The organism is Candidatus Anstonellales archaeon (assembly GCA_038869735.1).
In the GTDB taxonomy this organism is placed as follows: domain Archaea; phylum Micrarchaeota; class Micrarchaeia; order Anstonellales; family CG1-02-47-40; genus JAWCQO01.
Genome location: JAWCQO010000007.1, coordinates 1 through 14,674, shown reverse-complemented (window position 1 = coordinate 14,674; position 14,674 = coordinate 1). Strand labels below are relative to the sequence as shown.

Here is a 14,674-nt window from a genome sequence, read left to right as displayed (position 1 = left end):
GACAGATTGAAGAGGGGATTTGTTTTTACCATCGACTCTTTTGTAGCACTCATAATTGTATTGATTGCTGTCTATATCCTTTTTATGGTCCACTCAACAACATCTACTCACTACTCAGCTTACCTGCAAGCGTATTACCTTTCAAGGGACACCCTCTCTCTACTTACTGCGGCAGAATGCAACTCAATCTCCTGTATAGACTATCTAGGAAGGCTTGCCTTTCGCGGTGACTGCGTTCATCTTAATATTGGAGGAGGACCGATCAGTCTAATAAACGATATAATCCCCCCCCAATACGGTTTTAGGTTCGATTTCTACAATCCCGTCTCTAACAGTTGGATAACTTGCTATGACACTGCATCTGACTTGCAATCTAACCATGTTCGTGTGTCTAAAAAATTTGAAGTCTCGTCAACAACACTGGTGAGTGGCTTTATCCAACCTCCCGGAGAGGTTCAAATAAGCTGTGCACAAGATGCAGCAATATGTTTTGAACCATCCGGAAGCTATAATCCAGGCAATACATATGTTGGGCTGATAAGATTAACGGTGTATATATGATGAGAAAAAAAAGAATGCCCCTCACTTCAAAAGGAATACTCTTCACTTCAGTATTTATAGTCCTTATCTCAATCATGATATTGACTCTTATGCTGTGGGCAGAGGAGAATAAACTAAACGAAAGACGACTATCATCAAAACTAAAAACCGACTCCATCGAATTTATTTTTCATCAGATATCTGACTCAACAATAAGCAATTTCTCAGCAGTTGCACTTTATCGCTCTTTTGGTAGACTCTCAGACTATGAAATTAGAACTAATAGGGGGCTTGAAGGGAGAAATGTTGATTCTGTAAAAGCAGCAATAGCATCGCTATTTGAAAACGGCAGTCTAGAAATTCAAGGTGAATCATTTATTTACACACCCGAAGAAAAATCAGTCTCCACTCTCAGCGGCTGGTTTGCAAACTTAAATAAAAGTGCAAATCAACTTGGTGCTATACTCTCATCTGGAAACCTCAAAAATTTAGAAATAATCGAGCAAGACGCCTGGACATTAAAAATACGCTTTGATGTTGACATAAATATAACTGACTTTGAAAACAAACTGTTTTTATCAAAAACGGTTCATTCTGAAGCGTCTGTGCCAATAGATGGGACCCCTGACCCTCTTATTGGAAGGCTTTATCAAAGGCTATATCCCGGACAAGATAAGAAACTATACCGCCCAATATTACATAAACCCGATGTTGATAGTTTGGATGAGATACGCCCATTAAAGCTTGTTAGCGAGGAAGAAGGAGAGTTGGGAAGATTGGATAATGGAAGAAGTTGGTTTTACGGGAAAGTTGTATTAGACCCAAGAGCACAACCAAGATACGAAGATGTGATATGGCTTACGAATTGGATATCACCTGGAGCAGGAGCAGAGGAGGTAAGAGAATTTCAAGAAAAGCTATCTCGGGCCGATGCCCTAATAATAGAAACACGCAACTTTAATGAAAACACCGGCGAAAAACCATTCGTCTCGGGAACAGGCTCATTTAGAAACTTTGTAAATACATACGTTCTGATATCTACAAACGTTGTTCACGGCAATGCCAAATATCACATATACGATATTGAAAAACTCAGACAAGTCATTCTATGCCAGCTCTATGTCCAAAACAGTGGCGCACCATCGTTTTTACAGCGATTTTTGGAGGGTGGAGAATATCTTTCTAGTAGATATGGGATAGAAACCTTCCTTGTGGGAATCTCCTTTGGAGGACTCCGCGATGAGCTGAAAGAAACTCACGACAGATATAGCAGAGTTGACTACAAATATCTTACTGGAATATCAGGTTTTCGTATAAAAGGACTGAGCGGGTGTAAGACACCTTCAATGTGTAATGATGAAGAAGCACAAAGCCCAATAGGACACTTTAGCTTAGACCGCCAAAGCATTGAGTTTTATGAAATTGACCAACACACCATGGTGTGTGGAGAAGGAAGATGTTAAGTGACGACATCTCTGGGAGCACTATAAAAGCTCAGATCGCCCTTGAAACGCTCATCCTTCTAGGTTTTATTCTCATCTCTGTTGTGCCTATAGCTTTTCTTTTCTTTTTGGAAGTAAACAAGCGCTTAGATGACCTATCACTCAACCAAACTTATATGAGTGCCGAAAGAATATCTCAAACCGCCTTTGAGGTTTATGCAGCAGGAAAGGGGTCTAGGAAAACCATCTCAATCCATTTTCCACAGAATCTTCTCTCGTTCGATATAGATGAAAGAACAAATGAAATCATCTTCACTGTTGATTACAACGGGGTGGGACAAGAAATAATAGTTAAATCAGAAGCAAAAATAAAAGATTGGGAAGGAAGAGAGCTTGGGCGCGGGTTGCGGACCGGAAGATTCCTTACTGGAGGAATTAAAAAAATCATATTTGAGTTCGACAGCAGAGACAATTCGGTGAGAATAGGTCATGCCAACTAAAATCAAGTTTCAAGGGCAGGCTTCAATGGAGCTTTTTGTTTATGTCTCCTTATTTTTCTTACTTTTATCTGTTGTTGGGGCCTCCATTCTTTTCGGATACACTCAAGAAGCATCTCAGCGGAGAGGCAACATAGCAGGGAAGCTCGCAATGCAGTTTTCCGATAATATCCGATTTGCTCAGAGTGCAGGTAATGGCTTTTTTGGAGTTTTTGAATTCGAACCCACGATTCTTGGAGTTCCCTATAACGCAACCTTTGGACCTGATGGTTTTGTAAGGATCGAATGGGAAGACAGGAATTCTTTTAATTATCTATTCCCACTCTATACGAAATCAATTAGTGGTAAGGAAGGAAATGGGGTTGTTGTGGATAATTTAGGATTTATATCAATCGATACGAGCAAAGGCTACTTCTCTCTTGAAAATAAGCAAGGGATTATTGAGATAAGCCAAAATTATAAGGATGTAAATGAGAGGTTTAGCAGAATTTTGCCAAGCGAGGAGAGGAGTAGTAGGTAAGGTGACTCTATAATGGTTAAGGGGCAGTATTTCTCTTTTGATGCGATTCTTGCAACTTTAATACTAATTCTTTCTTTTTCTATCTTGTTTTTTTATTGGTTCCCTCTACGACAAGATGTTTTAGAAGAAGAAATTTCCCTGTTTGCAGAGGCATTATCGCTGTCAGAAGTTCTGCTTACGCCAGGAGAAGATAATTGGGAGGCAGCACTCAGCGAAGGCGAAAATGTTAGAAACATAAGATATATCGGATTTGGAGTGGCTCAGAAAAAGAATCGTATTGACTTGGCAAAAGTGCGCGCTTTTCGAGCCTTTGTTTTCTCCAACTATGAGATGGGAAAAAATGTTTTAGGTATCAGCAGAAACTACAAAATAGAAATCGTTTATGGAAACAATAACATAGAAATTGGCCGTTCACCATCTCCAGCTGTAGAAGAAATTGGTATCGCACGAAGACCAGTATACCTCTACGGAAATGATGGAAAAATACAACCTGGGGTAATGATTGTCTATCTCTGGAAATAAAACATCTTTGGAAATATAACAATAAAAATAAACAATAAAAATAAAATAATACTTCTCGGCCTTACTACATAACATGTTTCTAATCCATAAATTCTTCTGGTTTTGGAACCTCCGGCTTATCCCCTTTTCTCTTGCGGATTTCAGAAACGGTTTTTGATAGGAGTTCTTTTGGAAGGGGTTCATAACCAGCATATTCTTGATACCATATTGCTCTTCCTTGCGTTGCACTCCTTACATCATTTGAAAATCCAAACATTTCAGACACAGCGAGTTTTGCAGTTATAGTTGTCGTTTCTCCCTCCTGAACAATGTCTAAAAGTTGGCCTCTTCGCGCCCCTATAAGTGATATTATATTTGTGGTATACTCCTGGGGTATCTGAAATAGGACCTTTTGTTTTGGCTCTTGAAGAGTAACACCAGCCATTAGCATCGCAGCATATACGGGCCTTTTTATTGTAGGTATAATCTGAGCCGGTCCTCGATGAACGGGGTCTTCATGTATTAGGGCATCAACAATTCGAACCTTTACCCCCACCACTTTCTCCTTTGCAAGGGGTCCTTTTTGCATTGCCTCTTCAAATCCCTGAATCAAAAGCTCTTCGATTTCATTCATATACTGTATTCCACGCGTGTCGTTGATAAGTACAGAATGATTTTTTATATCCCAAACATTCTTTGCTTGTTGTCTGTCCATCCCACCCTCAACTAATAGCTCGACAATCGTTTTTCCTTTGGGTCTTCCGTCTGGAATCTTCCCCTCAACCATCATTTCATATACTCTCTTTTCCAAAGGCTCTACAATTACTTTGAGTTTTGTGTGTTTATTGGGCGATTTTCCTTCAATTGGGCCTGCACTGTTTGTGATAGTCTCTCTATAAACTACAATTGGGGGGGAAGTCTTTATCTTTACGCCTTTTTCATTTACAATTTTATATTCTATTATCTCCAGATGAAGCTCACCCATCCCCGAGATAAGATGCTCCCCCGTTTCTTGATTTATCTCAACTCTAAGGGTTGCGTCCTCCTTTGATATCTCTCGCAAAGCAACAATAAGCTTTGCAAGGTCTTTTGAGTCTGCAGCCTCTATCGATTTCGTTACAACTGGTTCAGAATAGTGTTTTATTTGCTCAAAAGGATAAATTTCCTCACTGGAGATAGTTTCGCCGACAAAAACGTCTCGTAGCCCAACTATTGCAACTATATTGCCAGCAACGACCTTTTCGCAAGGAATCCTGTCTTTTCCCATATATATTGCAACTTGCTGCACCTTTTCAGAGCGGTACTTTGATGCTAAGTAAAGCATATCTCCCTTTGTAACAGATCCAGCGAACAATCTAGCCACTGCTACTTCTCCTGCGTGTTCATCGTTTACAACTCCAAACACCACGCCTATGGTTTTGGCGTTCATATCACATGAAAGCATTGCTCTTCCTGCTTCGCTTTCAATATCTCCCTTCCATATAACAGGTATACGATATACCTGAGCAGTTCTTGGGCTTGGAAGATGGGAAATAACCATCTCTAAAATAACTTCATCCACCGGAGATTTTTCTATTAGTGTTTTATGATCCCCTTTTTGACAATAATTATATATGTCTTTGAAGTTTATGTTAAACCGCTTCATAGCTGTAATCGAAACTGCCCATTTGTTAAAAGCGCTTCCAAACGCAACATTTCCTTTTGTTACGTCTATCTGCCACTCGTTCTTAAACGAAGTGTCAGCAAAATCGCTTATTATTTTGTTAATACCCGCTATTATTTTTAGAAGACGCGCTTGCATAGCATCAGGTGTCAGCTGAAGTTCGTTTATGAGTCTATCTATTTTGTTAATGAATAAACAAGGTTTTGCTCTTTCTTTGAGGGACTGTCGCAAGACTGTTTCAGTTTGCGGCATTATACCCTCAACTGCGTCAACCACTAGCACTATCCCATCAACCGCTCTCATAGCACGCGTGACATGCCCTCCAAAATCCACGTGACCAGGCGTATCTATCAAGTTGATCATGTAATCCTGCCCATTCATTTCAAAACCAAGAGAGATGTTGGCTGACTTTATAGTTATCCCTCTGGCTTGTTCCTGCTCATCAAAATCCATTACCCTCATTTCACCCGCAAGTTCTTTTGATATGAGCCCGGCACGAGCCACGAGAGAATCTGTAAGCGTAGTCTTTCCATGGTCCACATGAGCCACAATAGCCACATTTCTTACATTGTCTATGTTATGCATCAAACGCTGAACTTCTTCAACAACATATTCTTTTCTTACCACAAAAACACCACTCAAAAAACAAGAAAATAGACCAAGCATCTACCTATCTTGAGGAACGCGCAATTCTCTCTGTTTCATCTCGCTTCTTTATAGCGTACGAATTGGTTGCATCGCCTTTACTGGCATACTCTATCTCTTCTGCAAGCGCTTCAGATAGTGTCTTTTTTGAGTCAAAGGATTTAATTATTGCAGCAATAGCAATATTCCTTAGGGCCATATCAAGCCTTCTTGATGCTGATACATCAACTGCGACTTGATAAGATACCCCTCCAAAAGAGACACGCGTTACATCCTCTCGTGGAGCCGAATTTAAGCAAGCATCAACCAAAAGTTGCACCGGGTTTTTTCCTGTGTTCTTTGCAACGATGTCAAATGCTTTCTCAACAACTTTAAGTGCCTTTGTTTTTTTTCCCTGCATCTTTCCATGCGTTCGAATTATTTTGCCACCTGTTTTTTCCCCCGTACCCCCGCGCATAAGTTTGTTTGCAAGCCTTTCAATCAATGATACTTCCTTCTTTGCAAAGGGACGTTTGGCGTGTTTTCCGTGCGTATGAAGTCGCGGAGTTATCCGAATATAATTTTTTAGAGAGGGATCGTTAATCTCAATACCCCCCACTTCATATTTCCCAAAAACCTTCTCATCCATTCTAGATCACTACTACTATCTTTTTGGTTTCTCCTTCCTTTTCTGAACAAGCATTTGTAAATCTACTCCGTTAACTTTTGAGACTTTATATCTAACTCCCGGAATCGAGCCCATTTGCCCACGTTGTGAACCACCGAGGCCCTCAATTTCAACCTCATCGTGTTCATCTATGTAATTTATTGCTCCGGTCCTAGGTGCAAATGCTGTCACTACCTTCCCATTTTTTATAAGCTGGACCTTGACACATTTTATAAGTCCAGAATGTGGCTGTTTCTGTTCCATTACTTTCTTTGCAATAACGATTCCCTTTGCTCGAGGCGCGCCCTCAAGAGGGTCGTATTTCTCTTTTAGGTGTAACGCCTTTCTCTTCCACGCCTTTTCTTTCCATCGAAATTTCTTTCTTTTTCGTAGCAAATCCAAAGCTGAATATTCTCCCTTTCCCATTTTGATTACCTCGAGCTTACACGAATGTCACAGCCAAAGCGCCTTTTCAAAAGTGCCCTCCCAACCTTTATTCGACTTCCACCTTTTCCTATTATCTGCCCTCTATGTTCTTGAGAAACAGTTATATATACTATCTTATCAGTCATTTTCTCGTGAATATTTATATTCCTAATGGGTACCCCTATAAATAGATTTTTTACAAACTCCTCAATTGTACTGGCATCCTCGAACACATAAACCGGTTTTCTAAAAGCTGTTCTAACTCTATTTATTGCACTTCCTTTCTTTCCAATAGCCTGTCCCAGATTTCCTTTTTCAACTATGAATGCAAATCCATTTTCAAGTATCAGACAGTCCTTTACTCTAGCTCCAGTTATCCCTTCAAATATGGAGATGCATGTCAAAGAATCATTATCAAGTTCTACCATGTAATCAGTCTTTCTTCTTTTTTATTGTAGAAACTATTTCTGAATTACCCTCATCAAAAATAGATATTGCTGAAACCGTATACGGGACCCCACACACAGAACCAAGCTCATAGCCATTTCCGTCAAAGGTAACTATTGGAATATTTGAAATTTTTGCATTATGTTCAAGATCACTCTTTATTTGTGGTTTAATATTTTTTGATATTATAATCATCTTTGCACTTCCAAGAAGAGAAGCCTTGATGGCTTCACGCTCACCGAATCCGACCTTTCCAGTTTCAACGCACATCCTTATTTGTTTTGCTATATCTACAGCCACACAAAACACCGCTTTTCTTTTTTGTTTTACTTTTCAGGCAATCTTTTCATTTTAAGTTTAACCATTCCAGTTCCAACAGGTACCGTTTGCCCTATTATTATGTTCTCAGTTACTCCTACCAAATTGTCATATTGCCCTTCTGCTGCAGCATTTATCAAATGCTTAATTGTCTCTTCAAAGGCAGCTTTCGCAAGCACACCTGCCTTTTCTCCAGAAAGACCATGTCTACCTATTGATTTTATAGTACCATCCATTGACATTGCATCCGCAAGAAGCATGAGGTGCCTAACGTCTACACTTAATTTCTGCATATCTAGAACCTGTTTTAACTCGTTTACAAGAGCGTTGCGTGCAGCTTCAATACCCAAAAACCGTTCGATCTCTTTTATATCATTTGTATAAACTCTTTTAGATTCAACTTTTGGATGTTTCATAACGGCTGAGAGATTGCTACCGCCTGTTCTAATGAACCACCTATCAGTTCCTTTGATAACCATTGCCTTTGATATCTTTTCAATTCCCTTTATGTGAAGTTCCTTTAATTTATTTGTAATTTTTCTAATTGAGCGCAATGACGTAATTTTTGGTTTTATCGTAATAAGTCGCTCTCTCATTTCAACAGAACCAGGATTGATTTTTTTTATCATCTCTTTAACTTCATCAGTGGATATACCTCTGCTTTTCATCTCCTTTTCATTAATCTCTACTACTATCTTTTTGTCATCAAAATCCTCGCGTATCTGTGCAATTTGAGAGAGAAGAGTGCTCTCTATTTCTTCAGCTACCTCTCTTACCTTTTTTTCATCATTGCAGTATGGCTCTTTTAAGAATATATCCATCATTGGTCTTTTTGGTTCCTTTCTTGCATCTACCAATTCAATTAGTCTTGGAAGCCCACTTGGCACTTGCTCAGCTACACCTGCATAGTGAAAGGTTCGCATTGTCATCTGAGTCCCCGGTTCGCCAATACTTTGCGCTGCTACTATCCCTACGGCTTCACCAGGATCTACCAAAGCACTCTCTATTACCCTTTCTTTTTTCTTCTCACTCATTATAACCCCTTTTCTCACTATTTTATTCACTCTCTTTCAGTTTCATCTATGATTAAGCTCGCTTTTTTTGCAGGGTCCACACCATCTCCCCCATATACAAATTGAACAAATACCTTACGTGAATCTCTTACAGATCTATCGCTATATACTACCAAATCTTGCAATGCATTTATCAGTCTTCTTTGCATATACCCAGATCTAGCTGTCCTGATTGCCGTGTTAACCATTGATTCTCTCCCACCCATTGAATGGAAGAAGAACTCCGCAGGATTTAACCCCTTTCCAAACGAGCTTGAAACATATCCTCTTGCAGACGCTCCACGGTCGCCTCGCCTGAAATGAAGCAAGGTTCTACCTCTATACCCTCTATACGGTCTTCTTGACCTTATTGCTTGCTGTCCTACAGAACCGCTCATCTGGATTGCGTTCAATAGAGAACCACGTGCTCCTATTTTTGCCATTATTATGGAGGTATTCTCACTTCCTAAGTATTTCTCAACAACATTTCCAATCATCTGTCTGTATTTTGAAGTAATTTCCATTATGTAGTCCTCAAGCGTCTCTTTGAGGGTCTTGCCAGGATGTCTCTCAAGTGTTTTATTCCTGTATTTCGTAACTACCGCATCGATATCCTCTTTTAGTGCACTATCAATCTCTTCAAGCTTCTTACGAGCCTCGGGTGAAAGGGAATAATTTGCAAGTGAAACTGATATTCCTCGAGTGGTTACAACTTCAAGTGCAATTCTTGTAGAATAATCCAAAAATCTTTTTGCAGCCTCTGTACCATGCATGGAGATTATTCTTTCAAGTATCTGATTTTCATAGGAGCGCTTTTCAAGTGCCCCAGACACAATAATGCCATCTTTGATTATTATATCATCATAATATTCCGCTACATCCTTTTTTGCGGCGTTCCCCTTTATGACAAGATTCAATCCTTTTGGAAGAAGCATAGAAAAAAGCAGTTTACCAGAATATTTCCCTCCCTTTCTGTCAGGTTTTGGCAAGCGAGTTATACCTGCCATTGCAAGAAGATTACAAGCTTCGGCTTTTGAGAATTCTGTTTCGTTTTTTGTGCAGATATACGCTCCCGATACATGGTCCTCTTGGGGTTTGATAATCGGAATCCCATGTCTTGGAGAAATTATCTGCTTATGTACTTTCATCAATACTTCAGCCTCAACTTGGGCTTCCTCCGTCTGGATAGCATGGAGGTTCATCTCATCTCCGTCAAAATCAGCATTATATGGTGGGCAGACTATTGGATTTAGCCTTAGAGTTTTACCAGGAAGGACTCGCACCGAATGACACATAATTGAAATTCTATGAAGAGAGGGTTGTCTGTTGAAAAGGACGATGTCTCCATCTTTGAGTTGCCTGTCAATTACATAACCAGCAGAAAGCGAATCAGCAATCTCTTGTCGCGTAGTCTCTGTGACCCGCAATCTCTTTCCATCTGCTCGAGTTACATACTCTGCTTTTGGGTAGTCTTCTGAAAGCACAAGTCGGCGAGCTTCTTCCAAATTCCACTGAGTAACGCGAAGGGGAACGGTAAGTTCTTCTGCAATAGCTTTTGGTACACCGACCTCATCAATAGAAATATTGGGGTCTGGCGAAATTACGGTTCTGGCAGAGAAATTTACTCTTTTTCCTGAAAGATTATAGCGGAATCTTCCTTCCTTTCCTTTAAGCCGTTGAGAAAGTGTTTTGAGAGGTCTTCCTGATCTATGCCTCGCGGGCGGAATATTAGCAGTCTCATTGTTGAAATATGTTGTTACGTGATATTGTAAAAGTTCCCATAAGTCTTCAATTATTAGTTGAGGGGCTCCTGCATTTATGTTAGCATCCAGTCTTTGATTTATCCTCATTATATCCACAAGTTTGTGTGTAAGATCGTCTTCTGACCTATCTCCAGTTTCAAGGGTTATAGAGGGGCGCACAGAAACTGGAGGTACAAGAAGAACCGTCAGTACCATCCATTCTGGCCGTGCGTAAATAGGGTCAAAACCAAGAATTCGAAGGTCTTCATTTGGCACCGCAGCAAGCCAATCCCTTATTTCTGTTGGCAACATAACATCCTTGTCTTTGAAAAAAGTAGTGGGCTTCAAAAGCTTTATTTCTGGAATTTTTTCTCTACAATGAGGACAATGAGGAGATTTTCTTGTTTTGCTTTTCATCTCCTCTTCTATATCTGCATCAATCATCCTGGCAAGTTCCTGGAGCTGCTCTGTTGTTAACAACAGCCTATGGCAGTTTGGACAAGTTGAGCGGAGAACATAAAGAATGCTCTTTGCAAATTCAGGGTGAACAACTGGTCTGACCAATTCGACATGTCCGAAGTGACCCGGACAGCTCCTTAACTTTCCACCACATGTTTTACACCGCAAACCCGGGTCGATTACTCCAAGTCGTGGATCAACAAGTCCGCCGTCAATCGGGTAAGAATCATCGTTATAAGTATCGGGTATCGTAATCTTTGCGGCAGACAACTTTCTAATGATCTCTGGTGAAAAGATAGAAAATTTTATCTTATCCACCATTTTTTGTACAACAATTTCACTCATAGCATCACTTCTTATTACAGCACTTTTACATCCATTTATGATTTATCTTTTAGTATAAGTCTTGGAAAGATCCCAATTGATTTTATCTCGTCAAGCAACAGCTTAAAGGCATAACTCATTTCTACATACTCCAGGCTTGTAGAGTCGCATACGGGGCAATAATCGCGATTCTTTACATGGTCGTGAACTGCAATCGAGCCACACTTCGTGCAAACGAGTTCAATCGTTCTATCGGACTCCTCAAGCATTCTTTCGCGCAAAAGCATTGATGCACCATAACCAATAAGGCAGTCCCTCTCCATCTCGCCAAATCTCAAGCCACCTTCTCGCGCACGCCCCTCCGTTGGTTGATGTGTAAGAAGCTGGACCGGTCCCCGTGAGCGGACGTGCATCTTATTTGAAACTAAATGGTGAAGTTTCTGATAATAAATAACGCCCATATAAATTTTTGCTTTTATCTGCTCGCCTGTGATTCCATCATAGAGAATCTCTTCTCCGTATTCATCAAATCCAGCCTTTTTCATCACTTCACGAAGTTCCTCTTCGCGCATTCCGCTAAAAGGAGTTCCATCTACAAATTCGCCAGTAACTGTTGCGACTTTTCCGCCCAACATTTCTAAAAGATGACCTACCGTCATTCGCGATGGTATTGCGTGTGGATTTATCATAAGGTCCGGCACAATCCCATCCTTGCTAAATGGCATATTCTGTTGAGGTACAAGAAGTCCTATAACACCCTTTTGTCCATGGCGTGAAGCAAACTTATCCCCTATCTCTGGAACTTTAATTGAGCGTATACGAACCTTTACCATCCTATTTCCTGCAAGAGAATCAGTTATCATAACCGAATCCACGATCCCTTCTTCTCCCACTTTTATTGCAAGCGAATTCTCTCTTTTCTTTTCTTCTACAACTCCAAATACTGTTACTTCTTCAAGAAAACGTGGAGGAGAAGTTTTCCCTACAAGCACTTCTTTATTACAAACTTCAACTTCCGGAATAATTAGTCCATCTGTATCCAAAAACCTATAAGCCTCTTCTTCTCTATAACCGGTTGTAGTGGAAGGGGGGATCTCAAATTTATCCTTTTGGCCTCCAGGATATCTTCTCTCTTCCGTTTCGTATGTTTTGTAAAATACACTCCTCCCAACTCCCCTGTCAATAGCATTCTTGTTCATTACTACTGCGTCCCCCATATTATAACCTCTATAAGACGCAATAGCTACAACCAAATTTTGTCCGGCCGCTCTCTCAGCAAACCCCAGCAATGCATAGGGTCGTGTCTGAACAAGAGGTTGCTGAGGATAATAAAGAATATGGGCCCTTGAATCCATTCTCATATTATAATTTGTAGTGTAAGTCCCAAGAGATTGCTTTGCCATTGCGCAAGCCATAGTAATTCTAGGGGAAGAATTGTGTTCCTGGAACGGAAGGATGGACACGGTTACCCCAACAATTGAAACAGGATCAATCTCCAGATGTGTATGCTCAGGCGTAAGCTCACTTTCGCTTAAAGCTACGTATGCTCCCTCCTCTTCTTCCGCGTCCAAATACTCTATTATCCCTAATTCTATCAATTTTTCCCACGTAATTTCCCCTCTTTTTAGCTGTTCAACAATTGAGGGAATGAGCTTGCTCTTTCCATTTTCAACTACTATATAAGGTTTTCGTGCCCGCCCACTATCGGTGTTTATGTAAAGTTCTCCCAACTTTGCGTTCAAATAAAAGTTTACTTGCTGGGACAACACACCCTTCCTTCTCTGTTCCTTCAATGCAACATACAAGCTTTCTCCATCTTCGTGAAATCCCACCAGCCGTCCATTGAGAAATACGCTTATCCTCTTTTCCTTCTCCTCCTTTTGTTTCTTTGCCATTTTTCCGTCCCTCACAAAAATACTCCAAGATTCTTCAAAAGAGATTCCACATGCTCTTCCTCTTCTCCAGTTGAAACATTACAGAGTAGCGCCAGATTTTTGACAAGAGCACAAGAAGGTCCCTCTGGAGATTCATTTGGGCAGAGTTTACCCCAGTGCGTTCCGTGTAAGTCCCGTGCCTTAAAGTGAGGATGTTTACGTGATAATGGGGAGATTACTCTGCGAAGATGCGATATTGTTGAGAGAAAACTTGTCCTATCAAGAAGCTGCGAAACACCTGTCTGTCCAGCAATCCAATTACCTGTGGCCATAGAGTAGCGTATTCTATCACTCAATGCGTCTGGTCTTACTAGGGTCTGAACGGCAAGTCTTCTTCCTCTAGCATCAGCACGTCCAGCCTGATAAGCAATATCCTTAACAAGAAATTGGAAGGCATATCTAAAGAGTTCTTCCATTAAATCTCCAGATAGCTTTATCCTCTTGTTAGCATAGTGGTCCTTATCATCAGCCGGTATTTTCTTATAAGCTACTTTAATCGCCTTTTCTGCCATTTTAATAAGGTAATATGCTTTCTTTATTCTGTGCTCCGGTTCAGTTCCCAAATGGGGAAGAAGATACGTATCCAAAAGTACTTCGGCCCTTTTTTGCCTATACTCTTCAGCCTGGCCCGGTGCAGCGCGTTTGCCAAGATACTCGAACGCATTTTCCTTGTTGGTGGTCGTATCAACCTCAAGATTGAGTAGTATATCTGCGCGTATTTCATCTGAATCAGAAAACGCCGATAGTATTTGATCACGAGAAGAAAGTCCAAGCGCTCTCAAAACGGAAGTGAAATGCAGATCCTTTGGTGAAGCGGGGAAAGCTACTCTTAAAAGTCCTTCATTAGTTCTTTCAACTACGCAACGAGCGCGAAATCCAAATCTTGTTGAAAAAACCTTTGCAGTTATGAGTGAATTATCCTTTTCACGCGATACCATAACTCTGTTGGGTGCCAAATCTTCAATAGAAACAAGTACGCGTTCGCTTCCATTTATAATAAAGTAACCCCCCATATCAGACAAGTCCTCTCCTTTTTCAACGAGTTCCTCATCAGAAAGTCCGTCGAGATGGCACAGTTTTGATTTCACCATTACTGGAAGTTCACCAATAAACACTTCAGAATAAGTCCTCTTCTCTACTCCATTGAAGACAGGTATGATTTCAAGGAAGATAGGAGCAGAATAAGTAAGATTTCTCAGTCGAGCTTCCATGGGATAAACGGGTCTTCTTGAGCCATCAGCCTCTACTATCATCGGTTTTTCAAGTCTTACTGAGCCAAATTTTAACTCAAAACCCTCTACAGATGGCTGGATTGGTCCTGCTTTCTCAATTATCTCTTGTATCTTTTTTTCAATAAATTTATTATAGGATTCAAGATGTTGACGCACAAGGCTATTCTCTCTAAAATATGCTTCAAGAAAGCTTCTATACATCACTTCACCTATCACTTTACTCATTCACACTATGAAAAACAAACAAAATGCTGTTCTTCTTAATTCCTACTTTTTCAACATTCCT

The 14,674-nt window shown here is 40.4% G+C and carries 14 protein-coding genes; 5 read left to right on the top strand and 9 right to left on the bottom strand.

The window, feature by feature from the left end; genetic code table 11:
* The first annotated feature begins 6 nt into the window (after positions 1–6).
* Genes QXF67_03460 through QXF67_03440 form a run of 5 tightly spaced genes read left to right on the top strand, consistent with a single transcriptional unit; the run spans position 7 to position 3,521 of the window.
* The gene (locus QXF67_03460; protein ID MEM3060562.1) at positions 7–561 is read left to right on the top strand and encodes a hypothetical protein; all 555 of its coding nucleotides are present in this window, start codon (positions 7–9) and stop codon (positions 559–561) included.
* Positions 558–2,003, top strand: coding sequence for a hypothetical protein (locus QXF67_03455; GenBank protein ID MEM3060561.1), 1,446 nt, complete (start codon positions 558–560; stop codon positions 2,001–2,003). The genes QXF67_03460 and QXF67_03455 overlap by 4 nt, the downstream gene beginning before the upstream one ends.
* On the top strand, positions 1,997–2,482 hold the full coding sequence (locus QXF67_03450) for a hypothetical protein (protein ID MEM3060560.1): 486 nt from the start codon (positions 1,997–1,999) through the stop codon (positions 2,480–2,482). Before QXF67_03455 ends, QXF67_03450 begins: the two co-directional genes overlap by 7 nt.
* A complete protein-coding gene (locus QXF67_03445; protein ID MEM3060559.1) occupies positions 2,472–2,999 on the top strand; it encodes a hypothetical protein in 528 nt (175 codons plus the stop codon). Before QXF67_03450 ends, QXF67_03445 begins: the two co-directional genes overlap by 11 nt.
* Before the next feature lie 12 nt (positions 3,000–3,011).
* The gene (locus QXF67_03440; GenBank protein MEM3060558.1) at positions 3,012–3,521 is read left to right on the top strand and encodes a hypothetical protein; all 510 of its coding nucleotides are present in this window, start codon (positions 3,012–3,014) and stop codon (positions 3,519–3,521) included.
* A gap of 79 nt (positions 3,522–3,600) precedes the next feature.
* Here the strand turns inward: QXF67_03440 and QXF67_03435 are convergent, their stop codons facing one another.
* Genes QXF67_03435 through QXF67_03395 form a run of 9 tightly spaced genes read right to left on the bottom strand, consistent with a single transcriptional unit; the run spans position 3,601 to position 14,589 of the window.
* Positions 3,601–5,790, bottom strand: coding sequence for an elongation factor EF-2 (locus QXF67_03435; protein MEM3060557.1), 2,190 nt, complete (start codon positions 5,788–5,790; stop codon positions 3,601–3,603).
* Between the two features lie 43 nt (positions 5,791–5,833).
* The gene (locus QXF67_03430; GenBank protein MEM3060556.1) at positions 5,834–6,436 is read right to left on the bottom strand and encodes a 30S ribosomal protein S7; all 603 of its coding nucleotides are present in this window, start codon (positions 6,434–6,436) and stop codon (positions 5,834–5,836) included.
* 15 nt (positions 6,437–6,451) lie between these two features.
* Positions 6,452–6,880, bottom strand: a complete 429-nt coding sequence (locus QXF67_03425; protein MEM3060555.1) for a 30S ribosomal protein S12 — start codon at positions 6,878–6,880, stop codon at positions 6,452–6,454.
* A gap of 5 nt (positions 6,881–6,885) precedes the next feature.
* A complete protein-coding gene (locus QXF67_03420) occupies positions 6,886–7,308 on the bottom strand; it encodes a NusA-like transcription termination signal-binding factor (GenBank protein ID MEM3060554.1) in 423 nt (140 codons plus the stop codon).
* Positions 7,309–7,312: 4 nt separating this feature from the next.
* Entirely contained in the window at positions 7,313–7,627 is a 315-nt protein-coding gene (locus QXF67_03415) for a 50S ribosomal protein L30e (protein MEM3060553.1), read from the bottom strand.
* A 26-nt stretch (positions 7,628–7,653) separates the two neighbouring features.
* Positions 7,654–8,679 carry a DNA-directed RNA polymerase subunit A'' gene (gene rpoA2 / locus QXF67_03410; protein ID MEM3060552.1) on the bottom strand — a complete coding sequence of 342 codons (1,026 nt, stop codon included), beginning with the start codon at positions 8,677–8,679 and terminating at the stop codon, positions 7,654–7,656.
* 26 nt (positions 8,680–8,705) lie between these two features.
* Positions 8,706–11,243, bottom strand: a complete 2,538-nt coding sequence (locus QXF67_03405) for a DNA-directed RNA polymerase subunit A' (protein MEM3060551.1) — start codon at positions 11,241–11,243, stop codon at positions 8,706–8,708.
* A gap of 35 nt (positions 11,244–11,278) precedes the next feature.
* A complete protein-coding gene (rpoB, locus tag QXF67_03400; protein ID MEM3060550.1) occupies positions 11,279–13,117 on the bottom strand; it encodes a DNA-directed RNA polymerase subunit B in 1,839 nt (612 codons plus the stop codon).
* Between the two features lie 11 nt (positions 13,118–13,128).
* Entirely contained in the window at positions 13,129–14,589 is a 1,461-nt protein-coding gene (locus QXF67_03395; protein MEM3060549.1) for a DNA-directed RNA polymerase subunit B'', read from the bottom strand.
* Between the last annotated feature and the right edge of the window lie 85 nt (positions 14,590–14,674).